The sequence below is a fragment of the Candidatus Filomicrobium marinum genome (assembly GCF_000981545.1).
In the GTDB taxonomy this organism is placed as follows: domain Bacteria; phylum Pseudomonadota; class Alphaproteobacteria; order Rhizobiales; family Hyphomicrobiaceae; genus Filomicrobium; species Filomicrobium insigne.
Genome location: NZ_LN829119.1, coordinates 1,727,036 through 1,743,905, shown reverse-complemented (window position 1 = coordinate 1,743,905; position 16,870 = coordinate 1,727,036). Strand labels below are relative to the sequence as shown.

Sequence of the window (16,870 nt, the reverse complement as noted above, 5' to 3'; positions counted from 1 at the left end):
AGGACAATGCCGTCCCCTTTACCTCACGAATTGTCCGAGGACGGTCTTGTGGTATCGGGCCGGTCTGCAGATGTCTGGGGGTCATGTTCAGCCGTGTCATCGCCCACGGCGGTGTCTTCATCGTATTCGGCATTCGCTTGAGGTAGACGTACACGTGCCGCACGGATGCGTTGGATCGACGGGCCACGCTCGGGGAGTTCTGGGATCGGTCCGTCAATCCGCCAAATTGTTTTGAACGCCTCCATCAATCGAATATGGCGCGCTTCAAGCGTCGCCCGCGTCCAATCCTCCAGACTGCGAAACTCTTCAGTCAGATGCAGTGCATGCGCCTCCGCGTCGGGGAAATAGATGTCATGCTTGGCCCTGAAGTCATGCTGGCGCGCATCGGCATTGCGGCTTTCCTCCATCAGGAGAAGGTTCCCAATGGACCAGGCGCATGCCTGACGATTTTCCGCACCCGGAAAAGCCTGATTCCAGCCACTCGCACGCGCCAAACGTTCGCCTTTCGGCAAGACATGCTCGACGGTGTACGCAGTGTTTTCGAGCAAGCCAAGATAATGCGAAATCGGCAGACCGCTGAAATGCGCATCAAGGCGTATCAGGATGGCCTTCGACGCACCATTGGCTGCATCCTTGAGTCTCAGAGCCGCGCGCCGCAAAAGCGCGGCTTGTTGATGGTCGTCCAGCGCAAACAGACTTTCGGGATCGCGGACGCTGTCGCTGGCATGCAGTTCTGCGATAATCCGCCGGTAAGACGCGCGTCGCTCACTCTGGATGGGGCGCAGCACGGAGAGCGCCAGGGCATAACGATCGAGGGCTTTCAGAAATGCGCATAGGGCCGTCTGATCCTCCTTGAAGCGGATCAATGCCAGCATTGCGACGGGGACCCATTCGTCATCGCAGAAACGCTCCAACACGCGCAGACGGCCCAACAATTCGCCAGCCTCGCGCATTGTATTATGTCCGTCCTCACGACCCCGGGTCACAACGTAGGCGTCGGCCATCGGCTCAAAGATTGACTGCGCGAAACGCTGCGGACCTCCAGCGCGCGCGACCGCTCGGCGCAACTGCGTGATCATGCGGTCGTTAGACCATTCCTGCGCGAGCCCTAGGTGTGTAAAGAACGTCTTGCCCTGACGACGACCAGCTTTGCGCGGTTCGCGATAACGCGACATCTGAGCGATGATTGGCTGATAGCGGCGGCGTTGCTCAGCATGGAGGGGCCCAATGACTTCCGCGAGGATGACATCCTCTTCGGTAAGCGGAAGGCCGGGTTTGTTGATGCTGAGGAATATCCCGTGCGCATAGTCAATATCGTGCGTCCAGAGAGTCAGAACTCTACAGCTTTCAAATAGAAACTCGGCGATGCCTGCACGTCGCTCAGCCGACATTGGCCGGATGCGCCGAACAAAGAAGCTGCGTATTTCCTCCATATTCGATTGCGCTTCATTGCCTGGCTCGAGGACGGGGCGTCCTCGCGGGCTGCGCGTTGCGCCCGGTCTTTGAATGGCGCGGCGGAAGAACGCTGCATCAGCCTCACGCGGCGTGACGTGGAACGTATCGGTCTGCAATCGCCCGACACCCGGGAGCAATGCAATGCGCCGGTGTAGTTCAGGCTGCTCTTCAAGCGGAGCAAAGTCTCGCAGGACCGCGATCAGGATCGTGAGTGTCAGCAAACGCTGTTGGCCATCAACGACGATGCTCGTGCGCACAGACGCTTCCGGATCATCCGAGCCGACAAACAGCATGGTGCCAAGGAATAGCGGCAGCGCGGGTTGTACCTCCGCAGCATTTTCCGCAGCGGCGATGATGTCGTCGAGAAGCCGATCCGCTTGTTCCTCGCGCCAGGAATAATCGCGCTGGAAGGCGGGAATCTGAAAAGCAGAATGACCGCTCAGCAATCGGCCAATGGCCGTATCTTCTGACTTAAGCGTGTAGCTCATGCTTGGAGAATCGCAGTTCGCAGCCCCGCCATTCTGCATGGGTGCGGCGATGCATGCGATGTGTCAAGCATAACAGGTCAAAATGGGAGTTCCCAAGCTGTGAACAGTGTCGCTATCAGGCGCTCTGTGCGCGCATCAATCTCGGCAATCCGCCATTGCGCTTGCTCAGCCGCCTGGCGGGACAACGCGACGCGAGAGTTTGCCAGAACCGTCCGCTTCACGTCCCAATCCGACGAGCCCGCCTGCTGATTTTCATCGAATGTCAGCAGAGTGAGGTTTCCAAGCCTGTTCGTGTAAGCCTTCACGAATGCCCGCGAGCGAAAATCCTGATGCCACAGCCGATCCGGTGGCGGACTGAGTGGCAGGATGTGCTCTATCGTCAGCGTCTCATCGTTAGACAGCTCAACAATGTCGTCACCTAGTTCGACGCTGAGACGACGCAGCACGACGGGAGAAAATTTCTTAGCGCGGAAGCTCACGCTACGCAGAGCCTTGAGCGCCGGGTTCCGTAACCTCCCTTCAATATCCAATTCGCGCATCGCGGTCACATCGGCGACGGTATCTATCTGCCTGAGGAGGCGGATTATTCGATTTTCCTGCCGATCAGGATCGACGCCTGCCAGACGCATAACCCAGACGAGACGCTCAAGACGCCGGAAGAATAGTTCTGCCGCCGGATCATCAACGCCCCGTGTCGACATCCAATGTAACGCCGCCGGCACCCACACCTGATCATTGACCCACGACATCTTCGTAATCGCGGCAACGATTTTTGGCGCCAGGGCCTGCGCGGCCGCATTCGGCAGCCTTATCGCAGCAAGGCTACGTGCGTGCGGCAGGAACACATCTTCCATAAACGCCGCGCCTGCACGATTCAGCGCAAAGTTCCGGCAGATGTCGGTCTCCAGGGGCGCACTTGAGCGTTTGCGCATATGGAGCGTACGAACGTGACCCAGGAGCGCGTGTGTGTCAGCCGATCCAAGAATATGTTCGCATTCATCCCAAAGAACGCTGGAGCGCGTCCGATGATCGGCCGGCATGACGCCAAGCAACGATGCTTTAGCGTATGCGGTTTCATTAAATGCGAGACGCGTCTCTTCCTCGACGCGGAGCATTTCCCAGGCTTGTTCTTCGCCATCGGTCGTGGAGACAACGACATAGCACTTGCTGGCTAGAAATCTTGCCAAGTCCCGCCGCTCAGCATCCGACACATCGCCTGAAGTCAATTCCGACCTCAGATGGTCTCGGTTTTCGACAACGTTCTGTTCGGTTTCGGAGAGGCTCATGCGGTCTTCTTCGGGCTCAACGGAGGTTGAGCCAGGACATTGGACATGAGCTTCCAGAAACTCAGACAACGCAGCCTGCGGCGCAAGCCGGTACGCCGGACGCGTCATATCCGCATCAGATATCGGATCGGCGATCAGAGCCTGCAGCCATTCTTGCTCGTTAGCATCGGCTTCAAGATCGCGGAGTACTGCAAACAAGATCGTCAGAGACAAGAGCCGTTGCTGACCGTCAACCAACGCGGTGTCGGTGCCCGTTCCGCTGGTCGCCAACATCACTTTGCCGAGCATGTAGTGGCTCGCCCCTCCACGCATTGCAGCGACGACGTTGGCTAGCAGACGGCTGATATGCTGCGTCTGCCATGCATAAGCGCGCTGAAACCAAGGCAGGCGAAATGTGTAGCGGCCCGACAGCAACTCGCTTACGGCCAGCAGCTCAACGCGCACGGGAGGGTCGCTCGATGCGGATCGTGGATGGGGGAACGGGTCGCTTAAAGCATCCGCCGGACCACTCGGCGTCGAACTCATCAATTTTTCCTTTTACCGTCACGCCATACAAGTAACGCGGGCCGACAGCACCCTAAAAGGGGCACGCGACAAAACACCAAATCACAATGTCAAGGTAGACAATTCCCTAACGGCGTAGCGACGCAGGTGGAGTATTCTGCCATATCAACATCGAACGAAAGCCTCCTGGCGATTAGGTCGTCCCCGTCCGAGGCAATTTCTCCGTAAGCCGGATCCCTTAGATCGGCGAGGTTCACGGACCGTTCCGTAATGTAGCATAGTGCCCCCTTTGATGGCCCCCAAATCTTTTGTCCTGACGTCCGCGATGTGCGAGTTTGAATATCCACGAAGGATTGCGGATTGGACACATCGGAATTGTGACGCCGGCGAGAACAAGAGGCAGAGACATGCAGTCGCACGATCATCAGCAGACTGACCCGGTTTACAAGATTGTCCGAGAGGATGACTGGGCAGCGGCATGCCGCGCCGGTGTCTATCTGGGATCCGCGGACGATAAGCGCGATGGGTTCATTCATCTTTCCGCAGCCCACCAATTGTCGGGTACAGCCCGCAAGCACTTTAAGGATCAGCGTAATTTGATACTTGTGCGTTTCCAGGCCAGCGATCTCGGCACGAGATTGCGATGGGAAACGTCACGGGGCGGAGAATTGTTCCCGCATTTTTACGGCTCTCTGCCGACGGTTCTTGCGCGGGAGCAGAATGCATTGCCGCTCGATGCCGACGGCATCCCTGTTTTGCCGGAGGTCGTTGTATCATGATGGAAACTCTGTTCGGTGCCGGCCAGTCGCTTTTGCTGGCACTACCGCCTGAGGTCGCTCATGAAACGACGCTTCGGGCGTTGGAGATGGGGTGCTACCCCCGTCATGTCGCCCATGTGCATCCAAAACTGGAACAAACAGTTTGGGGAATGAAATTTCCCAACCCGTTGGGGATCGCCGCCGGATTCGACAAGGATGCCCGCGTCGTTGACGCCGTGTTGGCTATGGGCTGCGGTTTTGCGGAGGTGGGCACGGTAACTCCAAAACCACAGTCAGGAAATCCGACACCGCGATTGTTCAGGCTGCCGAGAGAAGGTGCCGTTATCAATCGCCTGGGTTTCAACAATGGCGGTCACGACGCGGCATTGAAGCGTCTGCAGCAACGGCGGGATGGCGGCATCGTTGGCGTAAACATCGGTGCCAACAAGGACACGAAGGACCGCGCCGAAGATTACGTCGCAGGAATTGAAAAATTCTATGATGTGGCGAACTATTTCACGGTCAACATCTCGTCCCCCAACACGCCGGGCTTACGCGAATTGCAGGCCCCGGCGGCTCTCGACGACCTTGTCGGGCGCGTCATGGACATGCGGGCCAAGCTCATCGCTCAAGGAAAGCCGCGACGACCGGTGATTGTAAAAATCGCGCCAGACATCGCAGAAGAAGATATCGCCGGAATTTGCGATCAGCTTGTCCGACACCATGTGGATGGCATCGCCGTCTCCAACACCACGCTCGCAAGACCTGGCATTTCCGGTGCGATCGCGCGCCAGGGCGGGGGGCTTTCGGGGCGACCTCTTTTCGACCGGTCGACGGCTATGCTCGGGCGTGTCTACGTTGCGACTGAAGGCAAAATTCCGCTTATAGGAATCGGCGGAATCGACAGCGGAGAACGGGCTCTCACCAAGATACGTGCCGGCGCCACGCTCATTCAGCTCTACACCGGATTGATATTCAACGGCCCAGGACTGATCAAAAGCATCACGCAGCGGTTGGCGCGGGCGTGCGAGGCAGCGCAGGTCAGTTCGATCCAAGGGCTTGTTGGAATAGAGGCGGAAACGTGGGCTAACCGACCACTCGACGCTTAGCTTGGGATCGCTTGACGCGCCGCACGTTCGACGGGAAACGCATCGTCGACGAGGGACCGGTAACGCGCTGCTAGCGTAATCGCGCGCGTGACGTTCAAAATGATAAGCGCCAGCCATAGCCCGTCGTTGCCGAAGGCTGGATGCAATATCGCCCAAGCCGCCATGAACACGACGAGGCTGATTAAAGCCATGTTGCGCATATCGACAGAACGCGTGGCTCCGATAAAGATGCCGTCAAGCTGAAAACAGACGACACCGACGACCGGAACGAGCGCTGCCCAGTGCAGGTAAACCCGCGCCGCCGCACGTACGTCGGGACTGATCGTCAAGAGATCAATGAGCGTTCCGCCCAAAAGCATCAGAGCCGTGCCAAGAGCCAGACTGATCAGTCCGGCCCATAGGCTCGACAGCCTGACAGCAGCGTCGAACTGAGAGCGATTGCGCGCTCCGATCGCACGACCGACCAACGATTCCGCGGCAAAAGCGAAGCCATCCAGAAAGTAGGCCATAAAGCTCACGAACTGCATGAGTACGGCGTTCGCGGCGAGGACTACGTCACCAGACGCTGCGGACTGAAAGACAAACCAGGTGAACGCCGTCAGCAAGCAAAGCGTGCGGATCATGATGTCGGTGTTGACCGCAATCGCACGACGCAAGTGTTCTGGAGCCAACACAGCGGTGAAATCCGGAAATCCGCCAATACGTGCCAATACCCGCGTCGCGATGACCAATCCGACGACAGCCGCTGCGATTTCGGCGATGACCGTGCCCAGCGCAACGCCAGCTACATTCCAGCCAAGCCCGAGTACGAACCACGCGTCGAGGATGGCGTTGAGCCCGTTCAAGAGCACCTGAAGCAACAAAGCGATACGGGCGCGACCAAGGCCGATAAACCAACCAAGTAGCGCATAGTTTGCCAGGGCAGCCGGCGCGCTCCAGATGCGGATGGCGAAATAATTGTGGGCTTCGCCCTCTACGGCCTTGGACCCCTCCACCATCAGGAACGCGAACCAGGAAAGCGGCGCCTGAAGCAGGATCAGCGCGCTGCCCGCGACCGCAGCGATTAGCAGCGCGCGGCCTAAGGCTGCGCCTACCTCGACGGAATCGCCAGCACCATCAGCCTGAGCCGTCAGCCCCGTCGTGCCCATCCGCAGGAAACCGAACGCCCAGTACAGAAAAGTAAATATCGTTGAACTGAGTGCGACAGCACCGATGTAATGGGGCGCAGGAAGCTGACCGACGACGGCCGTATCGACGAGACCTATGAGCGGGGTCGAGACGTTGGACGCGATAATCGGCAGCGCAATCGCTAATACGCTGGTATGCGTTACGTTGATCGACGCTTGCGCCGCCTTAGGGGTTGCGGTCATCTGACGAGCGCGTACCCAGGAGGCCGAACACACGCGCAATCAGCCAGATCGGCACAACGACAAGCGCACCGAGGAGCAAGTAGCCCAGGATCCAGTCGATGGCGCCGAACCCGAGGTCATAAATGTGGCGGATCAATGCGTCGAGGCGCGCGAGAAAGTTCTGTGGGGTAATGCCCATGGCCGATAGGACAATGCCTACCACGATCGACAGTACAACGAGCCGGATGATGACACTGATCGGGTTGCCCCCGAAAAGCGTATTACGGTCCATGATCTTGGTCTCACTTCTCGATAAAACGGGTGCCTTATCAGACGAACTGGCTCAACGCAGCGTCGGCTTCAGCTACCGGGCCGCCTCTAGCATACTTGTCCTGGTTAAGCGACTGCTTGGTTCTGGTCCACCGCCTTATAGTGATCAATGAACGACAAGCGGAAACCCAGCCGAGTTCTCAAGCGTTCTTCGAAGCCCCCGGCCCGCCGCGGACGAACACGCCGCGACGTCTCACTACCTCAAGTTTTTCAAACGTGGTTTAAGACACGCGGATGGACGCCCCGGCCCCATCAAGTCGCTCTACTCAAAAAGGCGCGCGCCCGTACTTCGACGCTCCTGATTGCCCCAACCGGCGCAGGCAAAACCCTGGCGGGCTTTCTGCCCAGCCTCGTCGAACTTTCCCAGCGGACACCGGAAGACGTGAAGGGTTCAGGGTTGCATACCCTTTACATCTCACCGCTCAAAGCGCTCGCCGTCGATATCGCGCGAAATCTCGGGACTCCCATTGCGGAAATGGGGCTCGACATTGTTGCTGAAACCCGCACAGGAGATACCCCAGCCAGCCGCCGCGCACGGCAGCGCAGCCGACCACCCAGCATTCTTTTGACGACACCTGAGCAAGTGGCTCTTTTGCTCGCGCACCCGGATGCTGGCTTTCTCTTTGCAGATCTGAAAACCGTCATACTGGATGAGTTGCACGCACTCTGCGGTTCCAAACGCGGGGATTTGCTCAGCCTTGATCTCGCGCGCCTGCGTTCGCTCGCTCCGGATCTTGTTGCCCTGGGGCTCTCAGCGACGGTAGCCAGGCCCAGTGAACTTAGAGCTTATCTAACGGGCCAGCATAAACCCGACGCGCGTCTAGAGCTTGCAGATCTCGTCGTCGCGGCAGGAGGCGCTGAACCGCAGATTGAAATTCTGGAACTCGAAACCCCGGTCCCCTGGTCGGGCCACACCACGCGCTATGCAATGACGGCTGTCTACGACGCGATTGCACAGCACCGGCTGACACTCGTGTTCGTCAACACGCGCATGCAGGCCGAACTCGTTTTCCAGGAACTCTGGCGGATCAACGAAGGCAACCTGCGCATCGCGCTCCACCATGGTTCGCTGGACGTCGGGCAACGGCGCAAGGTGGAAGCTGCGATGGCGGCAGGACGTCTCGATGCGGTTGTCGCGACCTCCACGCTCGATCTCGGCATCGACTGGGGCGATATTGATCTCGTTATCAACGTCGGCGCCCCCAAAGGAGCAAGTCGGCTAGCGCAGCGGATCGGACGCGCGAACCACAGGCTCGATGAACCTTCGCATGCGCTTCTGGTTCCCTCGAACCGGTTCGAGGTTCTCGAATGCCGCGCCGCGCTCGACGCCGCCCGGGCGGGGGAGCAGGATGTGGTTCTAGCGCGAACGGGAGGGCTGGATGTTCTGGCGCAGCACGTTCTGGGGATGGCCTGCCAGGCGCCCTTTGCCCCCGATGACCTCTATCGCGAAGTGCGGTCGGCATCTCCTTACAGCGGGCTCAAACGGGAGACCTTCGATCGCGTCCTCAGCTTCGTCTCCACGGGTGGCTACGCTCTGGCAGCCTACGAGCGTTTTGCAAAGTTGCGCCCAACGGGGGACGGCCGCTGGCGCATCGCCAACGGCCGTGTCGCGCAAGCCTACCGCCTCAACGTCGGCACCATCGTTGAAAGCCCACTGATTACAGTTCGCCTCGTTGGGCGCGGACGTACGCCCCGGGCTGGCAAAACCGGTCGGCCCGGCGGAGAGCGCCCCCTCATGGGCGGGCGCGTCCTCGGCGAGGTGGATGAAGACTTCATCGACCAGTTGAGCCCTGGCCAAACCTTCGTGTTCGCTGGCGAGATCGTGCGCTTTGAGGGACTGCGCGACACGGAAGCCTTCGTATCACGCGCCACCGCAACAGATGCCATGATACCCAGCTACCCTGGCGGTAAATTTCCACTTTCGACACACCTTGCGAAGCGCGTGCGTGCGATGCTTCATGATAGACGCGCGTGGGCTGACTTACCGCTTCCTGTAGCGGAATGGCTGGGCCTCCAGGATCTTCACTCCTTGATCCCCAGCCCCGATGAAGTGCTGGTCGAGACCTTTCCGCGCGGAAGCCGCCATTATCTCGTTGCCTACCCCTTCGAGGGACGACTGGCCCATCAGACGCTCGGCATGTTGCTCACACGGCGGCTCGAGCGTGCCGGTGCGCGTCCCCTTGGCTTTGTGGCGAACGACTACGGGTTAGCCGTATGGGGACTTGGCGAGCTTTCCCAAATGATTGAGGCCGGCAAGCTCAGCCTGGACCAGCTGTTTGAACAAGACATGCTCGGAGATGATCTGGAGGCGTGGCTCGCAGAATCCAGTCTCATGAAGCGCACCTTCCGCATGTGCGCCGTGATTGCCGGACTTATCGAACGACGCCATCCCGGACATAGAAAATCAGGACGACAAGTTACGATGTCGACCGATCTGATTTATGATGTTTTGCGCAAGTTCGAGCCTGGCCATGTTCTACTGGAAGCGGCATGGGCCGATGCCGCCTCAGGGCTTCTCGACATTGCGCGTCTCGGGGCTTTCCTGCAACGGGTACGCGGGCATATCGTCCATCGCTCGCTGGGGGGCGTGTCGCCGCTGTCCGTACCAATTCTTTTGGAAATCGGCCGGGAGCCTGCCGGACAAGCTGGACGGGAGGATATACTGCGCGATGCTGCGGAAGCCTTGATCCGCGAGGCGACAGAAGGACCGGCCCGCGACTAGCCCGACCTCGCGATCCTCAATATCGCTTGAATTCAGGCGGCATTGCTTGGCAGCCTAACAGTATCGCGCGGACGAACTTAGTTTTGGAGGGGGAGCATGCCTGGGGTGGCGGCACGGAATGCAAGCGCGGATGCGTTCGGGAGGCAACCGATCGTGATCGGCAGTGAGACCTTGATCGCAGACCTTTCCGGGGCACTCTACTGGCCTGCTCGCCAAATACTTATTGTCGCCGACCTTCATTTTGAGAAAGGGTCGTCCTACGCTCGGCATGGCCAATTTCTGCCGCCCTACGACACTCGCGACACCCTTCAACGTCTAGCAGCTCTCCTTAAGCGCTACAACGACGCGCGCACGCTCATCGCTCTCGGCGATAGCTTACATGACCGTTCGGCACATCAACGTTTGGCCCCTGACGATTTCGCAATGCTGCGCGAATTGCAGGCCGTGTGCGACTGGCTATGGGTGTGTGGAAACCACGACCCGGTCGTCGATATCAGCCTGGGCGGGCGGGTCACCGATATTGTGGAAATCGGCGGACTGGTGCTCCGTCACGCCCCCTCTCCAGCGCGTGATTGTTACGAAATCGCCGGACATCTGCATCCTGCCGCGAGAATTGTACAGCATGGATGCTCGATCCGCCGCCCCTGCTTTGTCGGCGACCGATCGCGGCTCGTCCTTCCAGCTTTCGGCGCGTATACGGGTGGTCTCAACGTCCTCGATCCGGCGTTTCTACCGCTGTGGACCGAAGAGGCAGGCTTTAGCGTTTGGATGCTGGGTCAGGATGGGGTTTATCCCGTTCCGGTGGCCATGCTTCGCGAAGATTGATCGCGGTGCACCCGCCGATTGCCCCCTAGTGTGCACCTCCACGCCTCCGGAAGAATGCGGAAGCCGCTAAGCCGGCCGTCACCGCGAGGAAAACCGCAAACAAGCCGTATAGAAAAGGACGGTCAAAGGCGAACGAGTGCAGGAACGCTTCCATGCCCTCACGTTGCAGCGTTACATGCGCCTCGTAATCGGCCAGAAGGCTCCCATCGCGGAACAGATAAACCTTCGTGGTCAACGGTCCGACCGGCACGTTTGCCGGAAGATCGATACTCGTCCGGAAGAGCGCTTTTCCGATAAAGGCCACGCCATAGGGCTTCTTGATAAACAGGCCGTCGTCTTTCTTCAGGCGAATGACCGCATCCCGGAATTGCTCAAGCTCTTTCTCCTTGAGCTGCGATTTTGTGGTCGGATCCGGCATCATCGGCACGTGCGTGAAGCCGATCTGCTGGGTTCGCAAAACCCGCTCATCGGCGATCTCTTCGATCGGCCGTGTCGACGCAATTGCGTAGTAGCTCGGCACTCTCTCAAACTTCACCGACTCAGTGTTGATCCAGATACCGGCGACGTTGGATTTGCGACGTGCAACGAGTGGAACCTGGGTGCCTTCGACCACCACGACCACATCGTAGATGCCTGCCTCGGCCGTCTCTTGATGCGAGTCGTCAACTGCGCCGAACACCACGATTTCCGTGCCGGAGAAGTTCGAGGTAATCGATACCGACCGAGTCGAGACGTCAGCCTCAACCGTTTCACGCCCCACCGAAGTTCCACGACGGGCTGGCGCAGTTGCCAGCGGTGGCGTCGTCGTGATGGTACCGGGCTCGGATTTGGCTTTAGGTTGCGTTTCGGGTGCAGGCTGCGGTTTGGCAGGTGCCTTCGCCGCACTCTCACTTGGAGATTTAGGTTGGGGAGCTTTTTCGCTCTTGGGCCAGCTGAACGCAATGGCGAGAACGATCAAAACCGCGGCGACGGCCAGCGCGATATTACGTACTGTAAAAATGCGGCCGACCTCGCTTGCACGGACTTCCGTCCACCAAACGCGTACGCTCTCGTTCAGCTCCCTCAACCCCATCAGTGACTCCCTCCCGTGATGCCGCTAATGGAAAATAATTCGGTCGGCATCACGACAAGATCCCAGCCCATGCGCAGACAGACAAGTATGACAAGTCCCGCGAGCAGAAAGCGGAGCTGCTCGCCTTTGAGCTTCTCACCAGCCACTGCGCCAAACTGAGCTCCTATCACGCCTCCAACCATCAAAATTAAGGCAAGGACGATATCTACGTTATAGTTCTGCGTCGTTTGAAGAACGGTTGTGGCCGCTGTAACGAATAAAATTTGAAACAACGAAGTGCCAATGACAAGCCCGGTGCGCATACGCAGCAGGTAGATCATCGCGGGCACCATGATAAACCCGCCACCGACGCCCATAATAGCACCCAGCAGCCCCACGAAGGCGCCGATCATTACGGGCGGTATGGCGCTGATGTAAAGCCGCGAGCGATGAAAGCGCATCTTCAGCGGCAGCCCGTGAATCCAATTGTGGTGGCTTCGCCTAATGGCCGTTGTGGCCTGGTTCGCACTAAATGAGCGACGGACAGCATTCAGGCTCTCGATCATCATCAAGGTGCCAATACTTCCGAGGAAGAACACGTAAGCCAGCGAAATGAACAGGTCGAACTGGCCAATCTGGCGTAGCAGCTTCACGACCTGCACACCGATGACTGCACCGACGATACCTCCCATAAGGAGGAGGAAGCCCATCTTCACGTCTACGTTATTACGGCGATATTGAGCGATCGCACCGGATACGGATGAGGCGACTGTCTGAGCAGCTCCTGTGCCAACCGCAACGGCTGACGGTATCCCGGAAAATATCAAGAGCGGTGTAATTAGGAACCCGCCGCCAACCCCAAACATCCCCGACAGGAACCCAACTGCGGCCCCCATGGCGAGAAATACGAATACGTTTACCGATAACTCGGCAATAGGCAGATAGAGATCCATTCCCGCCGATCGAGTTCGTTATTTTTGTTGAGCTAATTATGCTGGGCCGTCTGAATAAGACATCGCAACCGCGTTGGCTAGACGCATTCCCCGACTAAACGGTAGGAAGACGTGCGACCAATCGGAACAGGCAAATTTTTTGAGCACATCTTTTCGAATTTCTCGCATTAAAATTGAAGCGATGAGCGCAGCAAAAATCAGCGACGAAAATCGGCTAACCTGAATTTTCCAGGTTAACCCCCGTAGCCTACATCAGCACGTGATTTCCAATCTTCACCGGCCGCACGTGCATCATTGGCGAGACGATCCGTCGGCTTGCGGCGCCACGATTTCACCATCCCTTCAGCCACTTCCAATTGATCTGGCGAAAGTTGTGGGCGGAGTATCTCAAGACGGCGTTTCGCTTCTCCATCACCAGATTTTTCGGCTAGCGAGAAATAAAGATAGGCGAGACGCAAATCCTTTTCCGTCCCTAAGCCATTCTCATGCAAAACAGCGAGATTGTACTGACTATCAGAGAGACCACGTTCGGCCGCTTCAGAAAACCATTTGGCTGCCGTTTTGTAATCCGGCGTTCCTGTGTCCCCTCCGGTGCTCAAAACCGCTAGGTTGTGCATCGCCTTGATGTTGCCGGTCTCGGCGGCGCGCTGATACCAGATTTGGGCACGCGCCAGATCTTTCTTCATGCCGAGGCCGCGCTCATAGAACGTGCCCAAACGATATTGCGCCTGCGCGAAACCTTGCGCAGCGGAGCGCTGATACCAGCGGGCTGCTTCTTCGAAATTCTGATCGGTCCCGTTACCCTCGGCCAAACGAGCTCCGACCTCGAATTCGGCTGACGCATCGCCATTGGCTGCGGCCATCCGGAGAGACATCGGCCCAACGGTTGCCGGAGGCAGGTTCAGAGGCGTGCGCTTGACCATTCCGCCGGATGCATTTGCCGTTTGGGCTTTCGTAATCGGTGCCACGGCGGCGGTGCTCGTTCCTGAACCGGGAAAGAGCGCGGCCGGAACGGCGTGGGCGGCAGCTTCGCCAAGTTTGGTTGAGAGTTGCGCCATGGCTCGCTTTTCATCGAGCTGCGCCATCTGGTCTGGCGTCAAAGCGCGGGCCGAATTCTGGATTTTGATTCCGTGCAGGCTGGACGCGACAGGGCGGACCGGATCAGCCGCGAGACCATCATATTCAAGCGGTGCCGTTTCGAGTTCGCCCGTTTGACCCGGCACTGAAGCGGGACTTTCCAGTTCATGCTGAGCGCGATCGGTTTCCAAATCGCTCTCGTTCAGAGCTGATGCTTCTGGAGCTGAAAAAAGCGCAGACCCCGTATTCTGCTCAATGCTCACAGCTGGAGCCTTAGGGGCATCGGTTTTCGTCGCGCGCAACATCATCAGCGCACCGGCCGTGGCAAATAGAATGATAACGGCGCCGACCAGAAGCTTGCGCCGCCGACCGAACAACGCTCCGCTAGCGGCAGCCGAGGCGGGCTTCTTGCTGCGCTTTACCGCCTTGGGAGCCGCGAGTTTGGCATTCGCTTCATGCTTATCGCCATCACCGCGCTTGATGCGAGCGTTGGCCGTTTTCTGAATCTTATCGACAATGCCCGCCATCGTCGACTTCGATGCCTGTTCGCTCGCCTGCTGCCGGGCGCGCTTTGCGTCCGCGATCAGTTCCTGACGAATACGATCGACAGGACTCACGTCAGAAGGAGCTGCATCACTGAACCTGGTGTCGTCCGCGTCTTCAAACGTGTGGGGACCCGACTGGGACGGCAGACGTTCCTGGGACGCTAAGGATGCCTGCTGCATTGGCTCGTCGGTGAAGGACGAAGCTGCATGCAGCGAGTTGGCCGAATGCGATAGGTCGCTCTCCCGTTCGGGCATAGCGGCGTATGGATCCACCATGCCTGCCGCTTCGCCGTACTGTGCGTCTTCGTCGCCGTCCATAAGCTTATCGGGATAGGCGGGCAGAGGATCTTCGAATTCAGCAATTGTGTTCTGCAATTGAGCGAGCGCATCAACGCGATCAATCACGCCAATCATCGCCTGTTGCAACGTATCGAGAATCGTGACCGCCTCTTCGTCGTGACGGCGGCGCTCTTCGATCAGCAAATCAATAGACTGACGGATTTCCGCAAGCTCTTTGCTGTTGACATGACCGAGCCCCATGTCGGACAGGCGCGCGACAATGTTGTTCGCCGTCGCATCAGCAACGGCCTGGATATCAACGGGCTCGCTCGCTACCGCGCCTTCGTTGTCGAAGCGTTCATTGGCGAGACGATCCAATATGGCTTTGAGATTGCCTTCGATTGTGTCGAGCCGCGAAAGTTGGACGGTCGTGCGGTCCAAGTGATCCGCAACCGTTTCGAATTGTGCACTAGCTGGACGTAGGTGCTCGATATCAGATCGGGTCACTAGGCCTTCGAGGGCTTCGCAGATTCGAATTTCGAGATGCTCGAGCCGGCTGTCGAGATGTTCGACGGTCTTATTCTCATGCTCGTCCGCCAGCGAGCTTTCCAATTTTGCAGCGATGCCTGCAAAGCGTTCTTCCAACCAATCTCGCTTTGCGCGGTTGGTTTCGCTCGTTGTATCGCTTACCGCTGCGGGATGATTGGTTATGGCGTCACCGTGCGTAGCCGGTGCCCCGGCGAGTGCCGCGACTTCGTAGACGCGCGTCAGCGCTTCAGCCGTGGCTAGGTCCCACGGCTCGTCATCCGCCGAAGGTTCGGCAACTTTTGGGGCCACCTGTCGGTTGTCTTGCGCAAGCGGTTCGTCAAAGCCAGCGGTATCGGGCCCTGCGCCCGCAAACCGTTCGCTTAGTGCGCCAATTTCGTCCTGTATCCGGTCGATCGCCGACGAATGATCCCAGGCAGCGGGTGCGTGCGCCGCGCCTTCGGAGCCGCGCTCGTCTTTGTCTGACGGCGGAATTCGGCCTTCTGCGTCGCGCGCCTTGGCGTTCTGCGTTGCGATGAGCTTGAGGACCGCCGTCAGCTCTTCGGTCAAACCTGCTGGGTGCGTAGACGACCGGCCACCCTGCTGGTTCACAGGCGACGGGATTCGCTGTTGGCGGTTCGACATCTCACATCCATTCACTTGGCTAATCAAGAAGCGCTCGCGCGCCCGACTACTGCGGCGAATGGCCGATGGGTGCAGCCATCCTTCGATAATCTGCAAGGGGCGAGCGCGAGCCGGTCCAAAAATCGGCACAAGTTGGGAACCGTTCAGACTAAAATTCTCATCCCCCAGTAAATGTTCGGTTAAATATCGGATTAAACTTGGACATTGCTCTGGCGCACCATAAAATCGCAGCCGTTTCCGTACTCTCCGGGCGGAACGAGCGGGCATCTGCGCGAATTGCCATAAGTACGAACGCAGCCCGTGCTATCGCACCTAAAGGTGGGCATGACGGCCCACACGGCGGACCGGCTAAGGCCGTGCGTGAAAGCTCTTAGCCGCCGTTTTATTGTTGCTCTCACAAAGGAGGTTGGCCGTGCACAGAGCTATTCTTCGGGCAGGGGCCATATCCCTCGTCGCGCTTACCGCACCAGCGGTTTTCGCCCAATCGGATTCCACTCGTTACACTATGGCGCCGACAGACGACGGTTTTGTGCGCCTGGACACGGTTACGGGTGCCATGTCGCTCTGTTCAAAAGGAGATGCAGGCTGGTCCTGCAAGCCCATGGAGAACAGCGGCAAAGACCCGCAAAGCGACATCGATAAATTGAAATCGGAAAACGCTGAGCTTCGCGCAGAATTGCGGCGCCTGGAGGATGAATTCATCGACGGGAAACGCGGGCTCAGCGGCGCACCGAAGCCGGAATTTCAGCTCCCCAGCGAAGAGGAAGTCGATCAGGCCGTCGATTATCTAGAGGGCATGATCAAAAAGTTTCGGGAACGGTTCGAACACTTCGGCGACAAAACCCAACCAGACCATAGGCCCCCCAACTCTACACCCGACCCAACCCCGTCTCCAGATTCCACGCCGGCGCCGACACCTAACTCGCTCCCAGGCGCGAAGCCTGGCGGCACCCCGTTGTAAGAACAGCT

12 protein-coding genes are annotated in these 16,870 nt (G+C 58.5%); 5 read left to right on the top strand and 7 right to left on the bottom strand.

Annotation, left to right across the window (positions count from 1 at the left end; genetic code table 11):
• Positions 1–23: 23 nt before the first annotated feature.
• Entirely contained in the window at positions 24–1,943 is a 1,920-nt protein-coding gene (locus tag YBN1229_RS08245; protein ID WP_046477946.1) for a DUF262 domain-containing protein, read from the bottom strand.
• A gap of 77 nt (positions 1,944–2,020) precedes the next feature.
• Positions 2,021–3,754 carry a DUF262 domain-containing protein gene (locus tag YBN1229_RS08240; RefSeq protein WP_046500720.1) on the bottom strand — a complete coding sequence of 578 codons (1,734 nt, stop codon included), beginning with the start codon at positions 3,752–3,754 and terminating at the stop codon, positions 2,021–2,023.
• A 386-nt stretch (positions 3,755–4,140) separates the two neighbouring features.
• Here YBN1229_RS08240 and YBN1229_RS08235 point away from each other — a divergent pair, with 386 nt between their 5' ends.
• On the top strand, positions 4,141–4,512 hold the full coding sequence (locus tag YBN1229_RS08235) for a DUF952 domain-containing protein (RefSeq protein WP_046477944.1): 372 nt from the start codon (positions 4,141–4,143) through the stop codon (positions 4,510–4,512).
• Positions 4,509–5,600 carry a quinone-dependent dihydroorotate dehydrogenase gene (locus YBN1229_RS08230; RefSeq protein ID WP_090226287.1) on the top strand — a complete coding sequence of 364 codons (1,092 nt, stop codon included), beginning with the start codon at positions 4,509–4,511 and terminating at the stop codon, positions 5,598–5,600. The genes YBN1229_RS08235 and YBN1229_RS08230 overlap by 4 nt, the downstream gene beginning before the upstream one ends.
• Here the strand turns inward: YBN1229_RS08230 and YBN1229_RS08225 are convergent.
• Both YBN1229_RS08225 and YBN1229_RS08220 read right to left on the bottom strand, forming a co-directional pair.
• A complete protein-coding gene (locus tag YBN1229_RS08225) occupies positions 5,597–6,970 on the bottom strand; it encodes an MATE family efflux transporter (RefSeq protein ID WP_046477943.1) in 1,374 nt (457 codons plus the stop codon). The two genes, YBN1229_RS08230 and YBN1229_RS08225, sit on opposite strands and share 4 nt — an antisense overlap.
• A complete protein-coding gene (locus tag YBN1229_RS08220; RefSeq protein ID WP_046477942.1) occupies positions 6,954–7,241 on the bottom strand; it encodes a DUF6460 domain-containing protein in 288 nt (95 codons plus the stop codon). Before YBN1229_RS08220 ends, YBN1229_RS08225 begins: the two co-directional genes overlap by 17 nt.
• Positions 7,242–7,388: 147 nt before the next feature.
• On the opposite strand from YBN1229_RS08220, the gene YBN1229_RS08215 reads away from it, so the two are divergent.
• Both YBN1229_RS08215 and pdeM read left to right on the top strand, forming a co-directional pair.
• Positions 7,389–10,001, top strand: coding sequence for a ligase-associated DNA damage response DEXH box helicase (locus tag YBN1229_RS08215; protein WP_046477941.1), 2,613 nt, complete (start codon positions 7,389–7,391; stop codon positions 9,999–10,001).
• 96 nt (positions 10,002–10,097) lie between these two features.
• Positions 10,098–10,826, top strand: coding sequence for a ligase-associated DNA damage response endonuclease PdeM (gene pdeM / locus YBN1229_RS08210; RefSeq protein ID WP_046477940.1), 729 nt, complete (start codon positions 10,098–10,100; stop codon positions 10,824–10,826).
• Positions 10,827–10,851: 25 nt separating this feature from the next.
• Here the strand turns inward: pdeM and YBN1229_RS08205 are convergent, their stop codons facing one another.
• From YBN1229_RS08205 to YBN1229_RS08195, 3 genes are all read right to left on the bottom strand, one after another.
• Positions 10,852–11,898 (bottom strand): TIGR02186 family protein, encoded by a 1,047-nt coding sequence (locus YBN1229_RS08205; protein ID WP_082101074.1) that lies wholly within the window; start codon positions 11,896–11,898, stop codon positions 10,852–10,854.
• Positions 11,898–12,830 (bottom strand): sulfite exporter TauE/SafE family protein, encoded by a 933-nt coding sequence (locus YBN1229_RS08200; RefSeq protein ID WP_046477939.1) that lies wholly within the window; start codon positions 12,828–12,830, stop codon positions 11,898–11,900. The genes YBN1229_RS08205 and YBN1229_RS08200 overlap by 1 nt, the downstream gene beginning before the upstream one ends.
• 233 nt (positions 12,831–13,063) lie before the next feature.
• On the bottom strand, positions 13,064–15,901 hold the full coding sequence (locus YBN1229_RS08195; protein WP_160298692.1) for an SEL1-like repeat protein: 2,838 nt from the start codon (positions 15,899–15,901) through the stop codon (positions 13,064–13,066).
• A gap of 412 nt (positions 15,902–16,313) precedes the next feature.
• On the opposite strand from YBN1229_RS08195, the gene YBN1229_RS08190 reads away from it, so the two are divergent.
• Positions 16,314–16,862, top strand: a complete 549-nt coding sequence (locus tag YBN1229_RS08190; RefSeq protein WP_139165279.1) for a hypothetical protein — start codon at positions 16,314–16,316, stop codon at positions 16,860–16,862.
• Positions 16,863–16,870: the final 8 nt, after the last annotated feature.

Bases quoted from the DNA above. Each gene is read 5' to 3' on its own strand.
- YBN1229_RS08245 (WP_046477946.1), bottom strand. From the start codon at position 1,943: ATGAGCTACACGCTTAAGTCAGAAGATACGGCCATTGGCCGATTGCTG.
- YBN1229_RS08240 (WP_046500720.1), bottom strand. From the start codon at position 3,754: ATGAGTTCGACGCCGAGTGGTCCGGCGGATGCTTTAAGCGACCCGTTC.
- YBN1229_RS08235 (WP_046477944.1), top strand. From the start codon at position 4,141: ATGCAGTCGCACGATCATCAGCAGACTGACCCGGTTTACAAGATTGTC.
- YBN1229_RS08230 (WP_090226287.1), top strand. From the start codon at position 4,509: ATGATGGAAACTCTGTTCGGTGCCGGCCAGTCGCTTTTGCTGGCACTA.
- YBN1229_RS08225 (WP_046477943.1), bottom strand. From the start codon at position 6,970: ATGACCGCAACCCCTAAGGCGGCGCAAGCGTCGATCAACGTAACGCAT.
- YBN1229_RS08220 (WP_046477942.1), bottom strand. From the start codon at position 7,241: ATGGACCGTAATACGCTTTTCGGGGGCAACCCGATCAGTGTCATCATC.
- YBN1229_RS08215 (WP_046477941.1), top strand. From the start codon at position 7,389: ATGAACGACAAGCGGAAACCCAGCCGAGTTCTCAAGCGTTCTTCGAAG.
- pdeM (WP_046477940.1), top strand. From the start codon at position 10,098: ATGCCTGGGGTGGCGGCACGGAATGCAAGCGCGGATGCGTTCGGGAGG.
- YBN1229_RS08205 (WP_082101074.1), bottom strand. From the start codon at position 11,898: ATGGGGTTGAGGGAGCTGAACGAGAGCGTACGCGTTTGGTGGACGGAA.
- YBN1229_RS08200 (WP_046477939.1), bottom strand. From the start codon at position 12,830: ATGGATCTCTATCTGCCTATTGCCGAGTTATCGGTAAACGTATTCGTA.
- YBN1229_RS08195 (WP_160298692.1), bottom strand. From the start codon at position 15,901: ATGTCGAACCGCCAACAGCGAATCCCGTCGCCTGTGAACCAGCAGGGT.